General features: G+C 40.5%; 16 protein-coding genes. 5 read left to right on the top strand and 11 right to left on the bottom strand.

The features are described 5' to 3' along the window. Positions 1-14: 14 nt before the first annotated feature. Together DK207_RS01940 and DK207_RS01935 are read right to left on the bottom strand one after the other, a co-directional pair. The gene (locus tag DK207_RS01940) at positions 15-596 is read right to left on the bottom strand and encodes a dual specificity protein phosphatase family protein (RefSeq protein WP_109439746.1); all 582 of its coding nucleotides are present in this window, start codon (positions 594-596) and stop codon (positions 15-17) included. Positions 597-806: 210 nt separating this feature from the next. Further along, positions 807-1,442 (bottom strand): peroxiredoxin, encoded by a 636-nt coding sequence (locus DK207_RS01935; RefSeq protein ID WP_109439745.1) that lies wholly within the window; start codon positions 1,440-1,442, stop codon positions 807-809. Between the two features lie 364 nt (positions 1,443-1,806). Here DK207_RS01935 and secA point away from each other — a divergent pair, with 364 nt between their 5' ends. Further along, positions 1,807-4,539, top strand: coding sequence for a preprotein translocase subunit SecA (gene secA, locus DK207_RS01930; RefSeq protein WP_109439744.1), 2,733 nt, complete (start codon positions 1,807-1,809; stop codon positions 4,537-4,539). 137 nt (positions 4,540-4,676) lie between these two features. Next, positions 4,677-5,105, top strand: a complete 429-nt coding sequence (locus DK207_RS01925) for a hypothetical protein (RefSeq protein ID WP_109439743.1) — start codon at positions 4,677-4,679, stop codon at positions 5,103-5,105. Positions 5,106-5,165: 60 nt separating this feature from the next. Here DK207_RS01925 and lpxO read toward each other — a convergent pair whose 3' ends face one another. The 3 genes from lpxO to trhA all read right to left on the bottom strand — a co-directional run bounded on the left by lpxO (position 5,166) and on the right by trhA (position 8,299). Next, complete coding sequence (gene lpxO, locus DK207_RS01920; RefSeq protein WP_109439742.1) at positions 5,166-6,071, bottom strand: lipid A hydroxylase LpxO; 906 nt, start codon at positions 6,069-6,071, stop codon at positions 5,166-5,168. A 157-nt stretch (positions 6,072-6,228) separates the two neighbouring features. Beyond that, positions 6,229-7,539 (bottom strand): MFS transporter, encoded by a 1,311-nt coding sequence (locus tag DK207_RS01915; RefSeq protein WP_109439741.1) that lies wholly within the window; start codon positions 7,537-7,539, stop codon positions 6,229-6,231. Between the two features lie 118 nt (positions 7,540-7,657). Further along, positions 7,658-8,299, bottom strand: a complete 642-nt coding sequence (trhA, locus tag DK207_RS01910) for a PAQR family membrane homeostasis protein TrhA (RefSeq protein WP_109439821.1) — start codon at positions 8,297-8,299, stop codon at positions 7,658-7,660. A gap of 100 nt (positions 8,300-8,399) precedes the next feature. Between trhA and DK207_RS01905 the strand changes: the two genes are divergently transcribed. Further along, positions 8,400-9,617: a class I SAM-dependent methyltransferase gene (locus tag DK207_RS01905; protein WP_109439740.1), complete on the top strand. Its 1,218-nt coding sequence runs from the start codon at positions 8,400-8,402 to the stop codon at positions 9,615-9,617. Between the two features lie 11 nt (positions 9,618-9,628). Then, the gene (locus tag DK207_RS01900) at positions 9,629-10,075 is read left to right on the top strand and encodes a GNAT family N-acetyltransferase (RefSeq protein ID WP_109439820.1); all 447 of its coding nucleotides are present in this window, start codon (positions 9,629-9,631) and stop codon (positions 10,073-10,075) included. A gap of 20 nt (positions 10,076-10,095) precedes the next feature. Here the strand turns inward: DK207_RS01900 and DK207_RS01895 are convergent, their stop codons facing one another. The 5 genes from DK207_RS01895 to DK207_RS01875 all read right to left on the bottom strand — a co-directional run bounded on the left by DK207_RS01895 (position 10,096) and on the right by DK207_RS01875 (position 15,234). Beyond that, positions 10,096-10,338 carry a hypothetical protein gene (locus DK207_RS01895; RefSeq protein ID WP_008942340.1) on the bottom strand — a complete coding sequence of 81 codons (243 nt, stop codon included), beginning with the start codon at positions 10,336-10,338 and terminating at the stop codon, positions 10,096-10,098. 195 nt (positions 10,339-10,533) lie between these two features. Beyond that, positions 10,534-11,388 (bottom strand): patatin-like phospholipase family protein, encoded by an 855-nt coding sequence (locus DK207_RS01890; protein WP_109439739.1) that lies wholly within the window; start codon positions 11,386-11,388, stop codon positions 10,534-10,536. A 66-nt stretch (positions 11,389-11,454) separates the two neighbouring features. Then, positions 11,455-11,718, bottom strand: coding sequence for a hypothetical protein (locus DK207_RS01885; RefSeq protein WP_109439738.1), 264 nt, complete (start codon positions 11,716-11,718; stop codon positions 11,455-11,457). A 164-nt stretch (positions 11,719-11,882) separates the two neighbouring features. Continuing rightward, positions 11,883-14,018 (bottom strand): 3-hydroxyacyl-CoA dehydrogenase NAD-binding domain-containing protein, encoded by a 2,136-nt coding sequence (locus DK207_RS01880; RefSeq protein WP_109439737.1) that lies wholly within the window; start codon positions 14,016-14,018, stop codon positions 11,883-11,885. 10 nt (positions 14,019-14,028) lie between these two features. Next, complete coding sequence (locus tag DK207_RS01875) at positions 14,029-15,234, bottom strand: acetyl-CoA C-acetyltransferase (RefSeq protein WP_109439736.1); 1,206 nt, start codon at positions 15,232-15,234, stop codon at positions 14,029-14,031. Between the two features lie 178 nt (positions 15,235-15,412). On the opposite strand from DK207_RS01875, the gene DK207_RS01870 reads away from it, so the two are divergent. Then, on the top strand, positions 15,413-15,964 hold the full coding sequence (locus tag DK207_RS01870) for an AAA family ATPase (protein WP_109439735.1): 552 nt from the start codon (positions 15,413-15,415) through the stop codon (positions 15,962-15,964). A 19-nt stretch (positions 15,965-15,983) separates the two neighbouring features. Here the strand turns inward: DK207_RS01870 and DK207_RS01865 are convergent, their stop codons facing one another. Next, entirely contained in the window at positions 15,984-16,997 is a 1,014-nt protein-coding gene (locus DK207_RS01865; protein WP_109439734.1) for an AraC family transcriptional regulator, read from the bottom strand. Positions 16,998-17,016 lie beyond the last annotated feature (19 nt).

The raw sequence follows: 17,016 nt of genomic DNA, 5'->3' as shown, positions 1-17,016 counted from the left end.
TTTTCTAAGTTAAGTTATGATGGATTCAATAGTTGCTGTTGAATCCATTTTACATTGTCTGGGGTGAATAAATGTTCAATGTTTTTCCAGATAACATGATAGCCATATCCTCCTTGTTTCATTTCTTTGACCGCATCTTCGATTGACCAGTTTTCAAAAATGATTCGATACATCGCAATGGTTGCACCTGTACGATCAGAGCCGTGATAGCAATGGACTAAAACTTTTTGATGTTGTTGTTTTGCAGTTTGGATTGTTTGCATTGCAGTTAAGAGATCATCACGATTGATTGCCCAAGTGTGGATTGGGATATGTACCAGATTAAAATCTTGAGCTTTAAAAACATTCGCATCTTTATTACGAGCTCTGAGATTGATTACCGTATGGATTTGATGCTGTTTTAAGCTACCCATCAAATCCGCATCAGGTTGTTCGCTTCGATAAACGTCTTGGCTAACTTGATAGAAGTTATGGGTATTAGAAATCAATGTTCCCCAATTGCTTGGACGTTGTTCATCACTTAGGCTGGGGTATTTCATACAGCCACTCACGCTGAGTGTGCTAAGGAGAACAGTGCTGATCAATAATTTTTTCATTGTAAAGGTCGTGATTGGATCTAGAAAAGTTGTGCGCACAAATTAACTGAATGATAAATGGAAGTTAAGCGGGAAACTACAAAAAGCGAAGTATATGTAAAAAATGAATGCTTTAAATTTTTTCTTATCTTAAACCATCAGTAGATTAAAAAGCCCTTAAAACGCAATGCTTCAAGGGCTTAGATCCATCACAAATTTTCTCTGTTTTTGTTATTCTGGTTGGGCTGTGAATCTTAAATAAGGTTTCACTGCTTTATAACCTTTAGGAAAGCGTTGTTTGATTTCTTCCTCGTCTTGCAATGAAGGAACAATGACGACCTCTTCGCCTTGTTGCCAGTTCGCTGGCGTTGCTACCTTGTGTTGATCTGTCAATTGTAGTGAGTCTACAACACGTAATACTTCATTAAAGTTGCGACCTGTAGAAGCAGGGTAGGTAATGATTAGACGGACCTTTTTATTTGGGTCGATAATCACCAATGAACGTACAGTTAAGGTTTCGCTGGCATTGGGATGAATAAAACCGTATAGCTCAGATACTTTACGATCTTTATCTGCAATGATTGGAAAATTCACCGTAGTGTCTTGAGTCTCGTTGATGTCCTGAATCCAGCCTTTATGTGATTCAACATCGTCCACTGAGAGCGCAATTGCTTTAACACCACGCTTATCAAACTCATCTTTCAGCTTGGCAGTATAGCCAAGTTCCGTCGTGCAGACAGGGGTGTAGTCTGCAGGATGTGAAAATAAAATTCCCCAACCATCGCCTAAGAAGTCATAAAAATCGATTGTGCCTTCACTTGAAGCTTGTTGAAAGTTGGGTGCGATGTCACCTAAGCGTAATGTCATGCCGAATCCTCAAATCTATGTTTCTAATCATGCGATAACTCAATATGCGGTATTTTTTATATAAATAAAATTATTGTTTTTTGATTTTTTTATCATTTTAAAATATATAGAGGCAGGCTTATTGATATAAAAATCATCAGAAATTCACATTTAAATCGATGTAACGCAAAGGCAAATTTGCTACATTAACGATCTTTGGTTGCATGATGTCAGAATCATTTTGCAGGTTTTTTTAACTGTTTGGATGTAAAGCACTTGTAGTTCTTATTTCTGACTCCATAATAACAGCTAAGAAAAAATTAACCGACCTAAGGTTTGTTGATATTTCCAAACCTTATAACAAACAGGATTAGAGAGTTTATTCATGTTGGCAAGTCTGATCGGAGGTATCTTCGGTACTAAAAATGAGCGTGAGCTCAAACGCATGCGTAAAATTGTTGAGCAAATCAATGCGCTTGAACCGACGATATCTACTCTTAACGATGCAGACCTCTCTGCAAAAACTCCAGAATTCAAACAACGTTTCCAAAACGGTGAAAGTCTAGATAAATTATTGCCTGAAGCTTTTGCAGTCTGTCGAGAGGCTGCTAAACGTGTCATGGGCATGCGCCATTATGACGTACAGTTGATTGGTGGTATTACCTTACACGAAGGTAAAATTGCCGAGATGCGTACAGGTGAAGGTAAAACCTTGATGGGTACCTTGGCATGTTATCTCAATGCGTTAAGTGGGCAAGGCGTTCACGTGATTACTGTGAATGACTACTTGGCACAACGTGATGCCGAGTTAAACCGTCCATTATTCGAATTTTTAGGTTTGAGTATTGGTGTAATTTATTCAATGCAAATGCCTGATGAGAAAGCGCAAGCTTATCTTGCAGACATTACTTACGGTACCAATAACGAATTTGGTTTTGACTATCTTCGCGACAACATGGTGTTTTCTCTACAAGAGAAAAAGCAACGTGGTTTAAGTTATGCCATCATTGATGAGGTTGACTCCATCTTAATTGATGAAGCACGTACTCCATTAATTATTTCAGGGCAAAGTGAAGATTCTTCTCATTTATATCAGCTAATCAACAGTATTCCGCCAAAATTAAAACCTCAGAAAGAAGAAAAAGTTGCGGATGGTGGGCATTTCTGGGTAGACGAAAAGCAGCGTTCTGTTGAAATGACTGAAATCGGCTATGAGACTGTTGAACAAGAATTGATTCAAATGGGTTTGTTGGCAGAAGGTGAGAGCCTTTATTCAGCAACCAATCTAAATTTGGTTCATCATGTGACGGCAGCAATTCGTGCGCACTATTTATATCAAAAGAACGTGCACTATATCATCGGTATTAACCCACAAACACAAAAAGAAGAAGTGATCATTGTGGATGAAAGCACGGGTCGTACCATGCCGGGTCGCCGTTGGTCAGAAGGTCTGCATCAGGCGGTTGAAGCCAAGGAAAACATGGAAATTCAACCAGAAAACCAAACCCTTGCAACGACGACATTCCAGAACTATTTCCGTTTATACAAAAAGCTTTCAGGTATGACAGGTACTGCTGATACTGAAGCGGCGGAAATGAAAGAAATTTATGGCTTGGATGTGGTAATCATTCCAACGCATAGACCAATGGTTCGTATCGACCATAATGATTTAATCTATTTAAATCGCAATGGTAAATATAATGCCATTATTGAAGAAATTACCAATATTCGTCAAAAGGGTGTAGCACCTATTCTGATTGGTACTGCAACGATTGAAGCAAGTGAAATCCTGTCTTCAAAATTATTACAGGCAGGTATCCATCACGAAGTACTGAATGCGAAGCAGCATGAGCGTGAAGCAGATATCATTGCGCAAGCGGGTAGCCCGAATGCAGTAACTATTGCAACTAACATGGCAGGTCGTGGTACTGATATTTTGCTTGGCGGTAACTGGAAAGCTAAGCTTACGAAAATTGAAAATCCTACACCTGAAGATGAAGTACGTTTACAAGCGCAATGGGAAAAAGACCATGAAGATGTATTAGCATCAGGTGGTTTACATATCATTGGTTCTGAACGCCACGAATCACGCCGTATTGATAACCAGTTGCGTGGTCGTGCAGGTCGTCAGGGCGATCCAGGTGTATCTCGTTTCTATTTATCGCTTGAAGATGATTTGATGCGTATTTTCGCTGGTGATCGTGTCGTTTCCATGATGCGTGCGATGGGCTTACAAGAAAACGAAGCCATTGAGCATAAAATGGTAAGTCGTTCGATTGAAAATGCCCAACGTAAAGTTGAAGCGCGTAACTTTGATATTCGTAAGAACTTATTGAAGTATGATGATGTTAACAACGAACAGCGTAAGATTATTTATTCACAACGTGACGAAGTTCTTGCTGAAAGTACATTGCAAGACTACATCGAAGAAATGCATCGTGAAGTAATCAAAGGTGTGATCGCCAACTTTATTCCGCCAGAATCAGTTCATGACCAATGGGATATCGAAGGTTTAGAAAATGCTTTAAAAGTGGATTTAGGCATTGAATTACCTGTTCAGCAATGGTTAAACCAAGATCGTCGTTTAGACGAAGAAGGCCTAATTTCTCGTATTTCAGATGAGGTTGTGAACCGTTATCGTCAACGCCGTGAACAAATGGGCGCTGAATCAGCAGTGATGTTAGAACGCCACTTTATGCTAAATTCACTTGATCGCCATTGGAAAGATCATTTGGCGGCGATGGATTACTTGCGTCAAGGGATTCATTTGCGTGGTTATGCGCAGAAAAACCCTGAACAAGAGTATAAGAAAGAAGCCTTTAATTTGTTTGTGAATATGCTGGGTGTGATTAAATCAGATGTTGTAACTGATTTATCTCGTGTGCATGTTCCTACAGCTGAAGAGCTAGCAGAAATGGAAGCACAGCAACAACGTCAGGCTGAATCGATGCGACTTTCTTTTGAGCATGATGAAGTTGATGGTTTAACGGGTGAAGTGACTGCTTCTGAAGAAACAGAACAGACTAATAATGCAGCATTCCCAGTGCCAGAAAGTCGTAATGCGCCTTGCCCATGTGGTTCAGGTTTAAAGTATAAACAATGTCACGGCAAACTCTAATGTGAAATTGCTGTTATCAAAAAGCAGAGCATAGGCTCTGCTTTTTTACGATAAACTACTTGAGTCTAATCAAGCTTTGTAGTTTGATTATCGAACTTACAGTTCTTGACTGAATTGATATTAAAAGCGGGAAGACAATGAAAAAACCATTACAACTTTTAATTTTGGCAAGTGCAGCAGTATCAAGCTTTGCATTTGCAAAAGATGCAGCTCAAACCACTACAGTGGAAAAAGTGCAGGCTGCAAAAGGTGAGACTTCTGCTCAGGCTCAAGTAAAGCGTGATGTGACAACAGTGATTAGTCCACGCACCGGGATTCGCTATACCTTAGGTGATACAGGTAATCGTCCAATCGTGTTGCAAACTGCTGCCATTGCTCCTGCAAATTCAGCAAATATTGATCGTATTGTGGCATCAAATCCTGCGTTGTCTGAGAAAAGCCAAGAAAAAGCGAAGATCGCTTTAATTGGCGAAGCGGCGGTACAAGCTGCAAATGCTGCGGCTGCACAAACAGCTAATGCTCAAGTACCGCAAACAGCAAGTGCCCAAGCAGTAACAAGCAATTGATTGATTTTAAGTAATAAAAAAAAGAGATGCGTTCGCATCTCTTTTTTTTATTGCCTGTGCTTAAATAAGACTTGGTAATAGAATTAAAGCAATAATAATCGCAAACATTAACCATTTTAAAAAATAGTATAGTGGGCGATTGCGTTCTTTTAGACCACGACCATAGTGGTGAACAGCATAACCATATTTAAAGATCCGATTGATGAATCCAGTTTTATCTTGATCATCGTTGGGTGAGCTTGCTGCTGACATCACATTTCGACCAAACCAATGGTTGAATTTTTGCGCCCAGCCCCATTTCATTGGACGCTCAATATCACAGAATAGAATGATACGGGTTTGATCTGTTTGGTTATGTGCCCAGTGTACATACGTTTCATCGAAAACGGTTGCCTCACCATCTCTCCAACTATAACGCTCTTGATCAACTTCGATAAAACAATCATCACTATTGGGTGTCACTAAACCCAAGTGATAACGCACTGAACCTGCATACGGATCACGATGTTTGCCTAAATAACTTCCAGGTGGCAGTTCAGTAAACATCGCCGCTTTTACGGATGGAATACTTTCAAGCAATGCCACGGTCTTTGGACAAAGCTGTTGAGCAGATGGATGGCTATCTTGGTACCATTTTAAATAAAAACGTTTCCAGCCACGCTTAAAAAAGGTATTGAAACCTGCATCATTATTTTTTTCGGAAGCTTTAATTTGATTTTGTAGTTGAATGGCTTCTTCCCGAATCACTTGCCAATTATCTTGCAATGGCTTGAGTTCAGGAAATTGCGCCACATCAAAAAATGGCTGGTTCGGGAGTTTAGAAAAACCAGTCATAAACATGTTTACAGGCGCTAAAAATGTAGAATGGTCAAATAGTTGCCGAGACATTTTTAATCGTTCTTTACCTCTGAAATAGGTATATAAGAAACTCACTAAAAATACGGCAATGATAATCACTGCGTACATAAGCACAAAAGTCTAAAAATGGGAGGCGGTTAGTTTAGCACAAAATATATTTGGACGAATATGGTTATAAATACAAGTTGGAAAGGTCTTTGACTGTACGATAAACGGTCGTTCAGGTGAGCATAGCCTGGAGGCTCACCTGAAGCTTTAGAAGGGGTTAGATTTGATTATTTACATCGATATTTTTAGTTTCTCGTATCAATAAAAAGGCAATCAATGATAATAATGCTGCAGCACTGAGATAATAACCAACGGCTTGTAAACCAAAGTTTTCAGCGAGTTTAGTGGCAATATAGGGTGCAAATGAAGCACCAAAGATACCTGCTAGATTGAAGGTCAGTGCCGAACCCGTGTAACGTACAGACGTTGGGAACAACTCAGATAAGACCGTACCGATTGGACCGTAGGTCAGTCCCATGATGGATAAACCAATACATAAGAATAAGAACACCAACACTGGGCTACCAGAATCAAGCAAGCTTGCGAAGACTAAACCAAACAGTGCCGCTAAAATACATACCGCAATCGACGTCGTTCGACGACCGATTTTCTCCGCTAAAATCGCAGATAAAGGAATAAAGCCAGCAAAACATAAAGTTGCTATAAGCTGTAACTGCAAAAACTCAGTGCGCGTGTAACCAAGCTGAGTTGTTCCCCAAGTCAGTGCAAAAACGGTGGTGAGATAAAACACCACAAATGTACAAATTGCAGCGATCGTACCCAAAATCAGTTTAGGCAAGTGCTTAGTCATAACTTCTTTAAATGGAACGTTTACTTCTTTTTGCTTATCTAATACTTTTTGGAAGGCTGGTGTTTCATGCAATTTTAAACGGATGTATAAGCCGACTAAAACCAATACAGCACTTGCAATAAATGGAATACGCCATCCCCAAGTCATAAACGCTTGTTCACTCATGAATGCACCCAGTAACAAGAATGAACCTGTTGCAAGGATAAATCCAATAGGAGCCCCTAATTGAGGGAACATGCCATACCATGCGCGTTTACCTTCGGGCGCATTCTCAGTCGCGAGTAACACAGCACCACTCCATTCACCGCCTAAGCCCAGTCCTTGTCCTAAACGACATAAGGCTAATAAAAGGGGAGCAGCAATGCCGATTTGAGCATAGGTAGGCAACAAGCCAATACAGACGGTTGAAACTCCCATAGTCAAAAGTGCAGCAACTAAGGTGGCTTTACGTCCAATACGGTCGCCTAAATGTCCAAAAAGTGCAGCGCCGACTGGGCGGGCAATAAATGCGATTGCAAAGGTTGCTAATGACTGGAGTAATGCAGCGCTACCACTACTGGCTGGAAAGAACAGATGCGGAAAAATAATAACTGCGGCAGTGGCATAAATATAAAAGTCAAAAAACTCAATTGTGGTACCAACGAGACTCGCAAACAGTACACGGGTTTTTGAATTGCTTGCCACCTCACCAGTGGTAGCTATAGAGTTTGACGACATAGATGACCTTAATTTTAATAATCTAAGACGAAATAAAAAGTATAGGTCTTAGATGTTCCTTGATAAATGCGGGATTTACTTAAGAATTGATTGCGAGGAAGGCTTGTGACAAGCTTATTTACAACACATACCAATAGATCGCTAGAAAATGTAAACCTGCTCCTAGTAGCACAAAAATATGCCATATTGCGTGGGTATATCTTACCTTTTTTAAGGCATAAAACAATGTGCCTATGGTATAAGCCAATCCCCCAGCAATCAGCAGTTGCAGGGCATCTTTGGATAAATAAAGTCGCATGTCATCCATCAATAAAACAGCTAACCAACCCATCACCAGATATGCAATCAATGAAAGTTTTTGAAAGCGATGAATAAACACCAATTTAAATAGGGTGCCAATTAATGCAATGACCCAAAGAGCAACCAGAAGGTAGTGCGCTTTAGCAGTGGGGATGGCAATGCTGAGAAAGGGCGTATAGGTGCCTGCGATCAGATAGTAAATCGCAGTATGGTCAAGTTTTTTATACCAGTATCGCTTGGTTTCGTCTTGTGCAAAGTGATAAAGCATCGAACTGCTAAGTAAAAGTACTAAACTAAAACCATAGACCCATAAACTTGCCCATTGACCCAAGGGAAGATAGCTACCTTTAATAATCATGAATACTGATGCAACTAAGGCCAATATTGCACCAATGCCATGGCTATATGCATTCAGCCGTTCTTCTTTTGGATCATAATTCAACATTGAGTTCATGTTCATCGCAATAAGCTTTGCATAAAAATACAACTGTATCGTAATGCAATTTCCCTTTTAAAGTAAGACGCTTTAGAATTTAGTTTCTATTTGTCAGGTTTTCATTATGTTTGCGCCGAAATTTTCTTTTGAACAAGAACAGCAGTTTTTCTTGGATATCCAGCAATCGATTGAAAATAAAAGCTTTGATCGTCTGATTTTGAGTCAATATAAAGGCGAAATGACAGATTTAGAAAAAATGACATTTCGGATCATTGAGTTACAAGGGCAAGCCACTTTATCTTGCCTCTATCATCATAAAACTCAAGACATTACTAAAAACTATTCGATCACTGAAGGCTTTGAGAGAATTGCTGAACTATTAGCACACTCCAAACAAGCTAATTTATTTGCGCTTGATCAAGACGTACAACTCAAGAAAAATAAAAAGAAAGCAATGCTGAATGTACAGAAGAAACAACCTTTATCTATGAAATTAGAGCAACGTCAGCATAATCGAGAAAAGCATCGCTATGTAGAGCAGCAAAGTCCATTTTTAAAACATCTCGGTATTACAGATGAAAAAGGGCAAGTCATTCCGAGCATGGCGCGCAAATGGAAACAGATCAATAAATTCATTGAAATCTTTTCCAACGCTTATGCCCAAATTGATGCTTCTCAACAAGCACTGAACATTGTTGACTTTGGTTCTGGTAAGGGCTATTTAACCTTTGCTTTATATGATTATTTACAAGCCCAACACAAAACGCCCCTGATTACAGGAGTGGAATTGCGCTCAAATTTAGTTGAGTTTTGCCAGAAAGTTGCAGATGAAGTCGGGTTTAATCATCTTGATTTTTTCGAAGGGGATGTGCGCAGCTATCAACCGGAAAAATTAGATGTCATGATTGCCCTGCATGCCTGTGATATTGCAACCGATTTTGCGATTCATACTGGGATTCGTCTCAATGCCTCGATGATCATGTGCGCCCCATGCTGTCATAAAGAATTAAGACCGCAACTCAAGAGTCCAGAAGTGTTGCAACCAATGTTGCAGTTCGGAATTCATGCGGGTCAACAAGCTGAGATGCTCACTGACACACTACGCGCATTGTTGCTCAAAGCTTATGGCTATGAAACCAAAGTCTTCGAATTTGTCTCATTAGAGCATACCAGTAAGAACAAGATGATTTTGGCAACTAAACGCAAAGATATTCAGCAGCCTGATGCTAAAATTTTGCAGCAAATACAAGCGTTAAAAACGATGTATGGTATTCAAAAGCAAAGTTTAGAGTTGTTATTGCAGGATCAAATGCCTATCGAAAATGTAGGCTGTAAGTGTTAATGGGACAAGAGATGAATCGTTTTGTTGTGAAATATGGTCAATGGGATCAATTGCAACTACAGCGGGATGCCAAGCGCATTCGTGAGTTAGTGTTTATCAATGAGCAAAACATTCCTGAGCAAGATGAATGGGACGACCAAGACCAAGTCTCAGAACATTTTGTTGTCTATGAACAAGATCAAGCGATTGCTACCGCTCGATTGTTACCTGATCACCATTTAGGGCGTGTTGCGGTATTGCAGGAATATCGAGGGCAGGGAATTGGACAATTGATCATGTTGGAAATAATTGCTTATGCTAAATCCCAAAACCGTCCATTTTTACAACTTTCGGCACAAACACATGCCACCTCATTTTATGAAAAATTAGGCTTTGTGGCACAAGGCGATGAATATGATGAGTGCGGCATTCCACATATAGAAATGGTAATGCCTATTCTCAGAAAAGTTGAAGTTTAAATAGAGAAATAATCTTTATTTCAATGAGATGATTTAGGATTGTGTTGAGTTTTAACTTCTGATGTTGCAGTTGTATGATCTTGAGAGAGTGCTTCTTCTTGCTGAATTTTACGTTGCGCACCTGGCATATAATCAGGTTCTTGGGTCATGGCTAAGTAGAAGAAACTTAAAAAGATAGTGCTTAGTATTCCAACAATGATGACAAACTTCCATCCCAATACAGTTTCATTGGAGTCTTTTTGTGGGGATGGTTGATTGCTCATGAAAAAATCCAAAAAATAAATAAAATATAATTTTGCGCCTTTTTTGCTTAGCTTGCCAAGTATAAATATGGAATTCTTCGATGCGCTGCCCAATAGCACGAGTATGGGGAAAAGAGATTGTTGAGCAGTTATATTAGGCGAGCGGCTGAAAAACAGCATCGTCTCGCCATTGAATGAATTACATTGATTTTGAGGTTAAAGCTTGTGCCAATCTTCTATTGCCTTTAGACCTGTTTCTACACCGACATCATAGCTATAGCGAATTTTGGCTTTATTCTTGGTGAGTCGACCTGCCATATTTTTTAAATCTGGGGGACATACTTCCAAAATTTTCTGCCCAGATGGCGTGCGGACAAACTGGACAGAATCATTATAGCGTTGAGTTCTTGTTAAAAGACTATGAGCAAAACCATGTTGTCGTTTAAACAAATATTTCGCAAGAAATTGATCACCTCTGCTGTTGGCTTTGTAATAGTTTTGAGGGCGAGTACGTAATACCATGAGTTTAGAAACATGATTTTGTTGTGCAGCCCAATGGACTGGGAGAGCATCCGCAACACCACCATCAAAATAAGGTTCACCAAAAACCTCAACTGCTTGACGTGTCAGTACAGGGATCGAGCTGGATGCCCTTAAACCATCCAAAATATTATCTTTAGAGGCTTTGATATAGGTTGCTTCACCAGAAATGGCATGGGTAAGCACCATATAGAACTCAGGATGATTTGCAAAAAGATGGGCTTGATTCAGTGGATGTTCTTTTTCCACCACATCCCACATCCATTTTAAATCAAGTAAGTCGCCACCTTTGAAAAAACGACCATAATGGATGAATTCTGAACGGAGAGAGTGATCTAAATAAATTTGTAAGGTTCGGCCTTGTTGAGCAGCTAAGTAATTTGCAACATTGGTCGAGCCCGAGGAGACACCAACACAAAGATCAAAAGGATTAAATTGTTGCTGTAAAAATGCATCTAAGACACCGCTGGTAAATGCGCCGCGCATTCCACCACCTTCAACGACCAGTGCCTGACGATTTTGTTGAAGCATTGAAAATCTCGAATACCATGATAAATCCCTGTTTAACACGGATTTATCATGTTCGACAATAGCACTTTAGTGCTGATGAGAATCTGAATCAGTGGTCGTGGTTGCCGTAGCTGCATTCTTTTTAGCCGCTTCTAATGCTTCTGGTGACATAGTCGGAGCTGTTTTAAATGCATGTTGTTGGCCGCTGGTTTGCTGTTGGCTTGGCATGTAATCAGGTTCATTCGTGATAGCTAGGTAAAAAATAACCATAAAAACAAAACTTAGAATGATCGTGATAATCAGTGCTTTCCACCCCCAAGGTGAAGTTTCTGGGCATAATTTCTCAGACATAAGACAAATTTCCAAAGGACAAAAAAGAAAGCAGAATTACGGAGATTTATAGCACAATTTGTGATGAATTAGGCAGAAGTTTTGCTGTGATTTTGTCGAACAGTAAAAAGCCCATATCAGTCATCTATACCGATATGGGCAGTAAATTACAGCAAAGAAATAAATTATTTAAAGATTTCTTTCTTTTGCGCTTTTTCTTTGAGTAGTTGAGGTGGATTGAAACGCTCACCATATTTAGCTGCTAACTCTTCTGAACGTTGCAGGGATTTTTCAATTCCATTTTGGTTCAGGAATTGAATCGCGCCACCTGTCCACGGTGCAAAACCAATACCAAAAATCGAACCAACATTGGCATCAATCACTGATTCTAATACACCTTCTTCATAGCAGCGTAAAGTATCGAGGGCCTGAACAAACAAGAAGCGATCAATTATATCTTGTTCTGAAATATCATTCGCTTTCGTCCAACGGCTGAGTCCATCCCACAAATGCTTTTTACCATTTTCAGGATATTCATAGAAGCCTGCACCTGCCGCTTTACCTTTACGGTTTAGTTCATGAATCATGGTATGAACCACTTCATCTACAGGTGTTTTTGGCAAGTCTTTCCCTTCAGCTTGCAGCGCTTTACGCGTTTCGCTTGCAACATGCTCGGTCAGGGTTAAAGACACTTCATCCTGAATTGCAAGTGGTCCAACAGGCATACCTGCTTTGAGTGCTGCCATTTCAATTTTCGCTGGATGTACGCCCTCAGCAAGAAGACGCATACCTTCTTGAATAAAGGTTCCAAATACACGACTGGTGAAGAAGCCACGGCTGTCATTGACAACAATTGGTGTTTTCGCAATTTGTTGAACAAAGTCATAGGCTTTAGCCAGTGTTTCAGCTGAAGTTTCTTTGCCTTTGATGATTTCAACCAATTGCATTTTGTCTACAGGGCTAAAGAAATGCAGACCAATAAAGTTTTTGGCATCTTTGCTGGCTGTTGCTAAACCAGTGATTGGCAAAGTTGACGTATTCGATGCAAAGATTCCACCTTCAGCTAAATATTGTTCAGCTTCTTGAGTTACTTTGGCTTTGAGTTCTTGGTTCTCAAATACCGCTTCAATAATTAAGTCACAGCCTTGTAGATCAGCTGCATCAGCAGTTGCAGTAATAAGTGCCAACACTTGATCACGTTTTTCTGCGGTCATACGACCTTGTGAAACACGTTTATCAAGTAGCTTTTGCGAATAAGCTTTGCCTTTCTCCGCATTTTCTACAGAAACGTCTTTGAGCACAACTGGAATGCCTTTGATCGCGGTTGAGTAGGCAATACCAGCACCCATCATGCCTGCGCCTAATACACCAACCTTGGTTGCTTGCCATTTTGCAACCTCAGCAGGGCGGCTTGCACCTGATTTGATCGCATTCAGACCATGCCAGAACGTACCGATCATGTTCTTCGATACTTGCCCTACAGTTAGTTGTGTAAAGTAACGCGATTCAATACGAAGCGCGGTATCGACATCGACTTGCGCACCTTCAACTGCAGCCGCCATGATCGCTTCAGGAGCAGGATAGCAACCTTTTGTTTTGTCACGAAGCATTGCTGGAGCAATTGCAAGCACTTGTGCAACCGCAGGCGTTTTAGGATCACCACCTGGGATTTTGTAGCCTTTCACATCAAATGGTTGTTGTGATTTTGGATTGGCCTTGACCCATGCAATCGCTTTTTCTAACAGCTCTTGTTCATTCTCAGCTGTGTCATGTACGAGGCCTAATGATTTTGCTTTATCGACACCAAATTGCTTACCTTCCATCAAGAACGGGAACGCATTTTGTAAACCAAGTAGGCGCACCATACGGACGATACCACCACCACCTGGAAGTAAACCTAAAGTTACTTCAGGTAAACCGAATTTGGTTTTTGGATCATTGATAGCAATACGGTAGTGACAACCTAAAGCGATTTCCCAGCCACCGCCAAGAGCAGTACCGTTTAACGCAGCAACAACAGGCACACCTAAAGTTTCGATCGTGCGTAAGTCACCTTTGAGTTTTTCAATCATTTTGAAAAAATCAGTGGCATGCTCAGGTTGAACTTGAATGAGTTCATCTAAGTCCCCCCCTGCGAAGAAAGTTTTCTTAGCAGAACGGAAAATAACGCCTGCAAGATCCGTTTCAGCTTTGAGTTTTTGGCTTACTTCGTCCAAGGAATCACGGAATTCTGCATTCATGGTATTTGCAGATTGACCAGATGAATCAAGCGTAAGAATTACAATATTGTCAGCGTTTTTTTCGTATTTAATAGCGCTCATGTTGTTCCCCTTACACCAATTCGATAATGGTAGCGATACCCATACCACCACCGACACATAATGTTGCTAGACCACGTTTTTTACCTTGACGCTCTAATTCATCTAGCAAAGTTCCTAGAATCATGGCGCCTGTTGCACCCAATGGATGTCCCATCGCAATTGCACCACCATTGACGTTAACTTTCTCAGCTGGGACTTTGAGTTCTGTTATAAAACGCATCACAACAGCTGCAAAGGCTTCATTCACTTCAAATAAATCAATATCGTCAATGCTCAAGCCAGCTTTTTCTAATGCTTTACGTGCAGCAGGGGCAGGACCTGTCAACATGATGGTTGGATCTGTACCGACCAATGCAGTTGCAAGCACTTTTGCACGAGGTTTTAAACCCTGCTCTTTGACTGCTTTTTCAGAAGCAAGTAACACAACCGCAGCGCCGTCCACGATACCTGATGAGTTACCTGCATGATGGACGTGATTGATTTTTTGCGCTTCAGGATATTTCTGTAAAGCAACGGCATCAAAGCCCATTTGACCCATCATTTCAAAGCTGGCATTCAGTTTTGCCAAACCTTCAACCGTGGTATTTCCTTTGATAAATTCGTCTTTTTCTAAGATTGTTACACCTGCATGATCTTTCACAGGTACAACAGATTTATCGAAGTAGCCATTTGCTTGAGCTGCAGCAGCTTTTTGTTGTGAGCCAACAGAAAAAGCATCCACATCTGCGCGGCTATAGCCATCTAAAGTTGCAATCAAGTCTGCACCTACACCTTGTGGTACAAAAGATGATTTCAAATTTGTTTCAGGATCAAGTGCCCATGGACCACCATCTGAACCCATAGGGATACGTGACATGGATTCAACCCCACCAGCGACCACGACATCTTCCCAGCCTGAACGTACTTTTTGAGCTGCCAAGTTCACAGCTTCCAAGCCAGAAGCACAGAAACGATTGATTTGCACCCCTGCAACATCATCATTCCAGCCCGCTGCAATTGCGGCAGTTTTGGCAATATCTCCGCCTTGATCTGCGATTGGGGTCACGCAACCCAATACGATGTCATCGACTTTTGAAGTATCGAGTTGATGACGTTGTTGTAATTCATTGAGTAATGTTGTGAGTAAAGTAATTGGTTTTACTTCATGTAATGAGCCGTCTTTTTTTCCTTTTCCGCGTGGTGTGCGAATGGCATCAATAATATAGGCCTCGCTCATAGCTGTTCCTTGTATTGCCTTAAATTAAAATCATTGTGCTTCGAGTGTACTCAATTTAAGTGGCAGTGCAATGATGATAAACATTGGCAAGTTTGATGTTTTTCGCCAATTCAATCGACTGTCTAATAGGTGAGATATTCAGTAAAATATGTGGTCATAATTCAACAAAATTATCTTAATGAAATTTATTAATATCATTGGTACAACAGGCTCGGGTAAGTCTACACTTGCTCGCAAGTTGGCATACAAACGACAACTACAATATATAGAATTGGATGATTTGCTTTGGTTAGATGATTGGCAGGAATCTTCAAACGAGGCCTTATTTATGAAACTTAAAATAGCAATGGAGGAGGCTTCAACTGGTTGGGTGATTGATAACCTATATACGCGCAGTATCGAAATGATTTGGTCTGAGGTTGATACTGTTATTTGGCTCGATTATTCATTTTCTGTAAATTTATATCGTTTAACCAAACGAACTGTATGGCGTGCTCTCAGTCGGAAGCCACTATGGAAAAACTCGAATAATAGAGAAAGTTGGAGGATGATGTTCTCAAAAAAATCTATTTTTCTTTGGATGTTTCAGAAATATCCACAAAATAAACAAAGATATCTCGCCATGATGCAGGATCCCAAATACCAGCATATTCGATTTATTCATCTGACCTCTCCAAGAGAAGCAGCAGAATTTCTTAATTCAATGAATGGATCGCCTAAATATTCTTAAACGATCCATGTAGTGATTTTTATGAATGATGTCCATGTAACTGACGATATAAACCTGGTGTGACACCTGTCCATTTTTTGAAAGCACGGTGGAAAGTACTGGTTTCACTGAAGCCCACTTGCTGAGCCACATCTTCAAGTGTGAGATTCGGTGTTAACAATAAGTGAATCGCAGCATCACGACGCAAGGCATCTTTGACACCTTGATAGCTCTTACCTTCGGCAGCTAAACGACGACGTAAGGTTTGAGGGGATAAATACAACATCGACGCTACATCATTGAGTGTCGGCATTTCTTCACCGATTTGGCTCTTCAATACATCACGGATACGAGAAGTGAGCGAGTTGGTATTTTTGAATTTCACTAGAAGCTGCGCTGGCGCTGCTTTTAAGAACTCTTCTAAAGTGCTTTCATCTTGACGAATTGGCAAGTCCAGATAATCTGCGGCAAATGTGATCTCGGTACGAGGTGCATCGAACTGCATCACTGGTGCGAAGAATAATGCATCATACTCATCTGCATGGTTTGGACGTTCATAACCAAAATGTACACGTTCTAAGGGCAAACGACGTTCAATCAACCAAGATGCAAGACCATGCCAAATCATCAGCATACTTTCAGTAATGAAATGATCAGGATCAAGTGATTTTGGGATGTGGGGAACCAAGCGTGCTTCATGTTTGTCACGCTCTAAACTCACGGACCATTCATCACCAAACAGTTTGTAAAATTGTGATGAAAGCTCTAGTGCCTGACCGAGTGTTTTAGAATGAATAATCAATTGGCACATAATTGCAAATGTACCTAAACGACGGGGTTGGATATCAAAACCGACATGTTCGTCTTGGGTTACCATCCATAGCATTTTAACAAAGCGAGTATATTGCTCAGGGGAGATTCGAGCTTTAGGTTGCCGCAATAATTCTGCTTCTATACCGACATGTGAAAGTAATGTTTCAACGTCCATGCCTAGGCGTTTCACACCTGTTAAAGCCGCATTCACGAAGTGGATGCTGATCGTATCACGGCTCATATTGAATCCTTCAGTTTCT

Origin of the sequence: Acinetobacter haemolyticus (genome assembly GCF_900406815.1) — a bacterium.
Classification (GTDB): domain Bacteria; phylum Pseudomonadota; class Gammaproteobacteria; order Pseudomonadales; family Moraxellaceae; genus Acinetobacter; species Acinetobacter haemolyticus_A.
The sequence above is the reverse complement of the archived record's forward strand: the minus strand, read 5'-3'. Positions and strand labels throughout refer to the sequence as shown.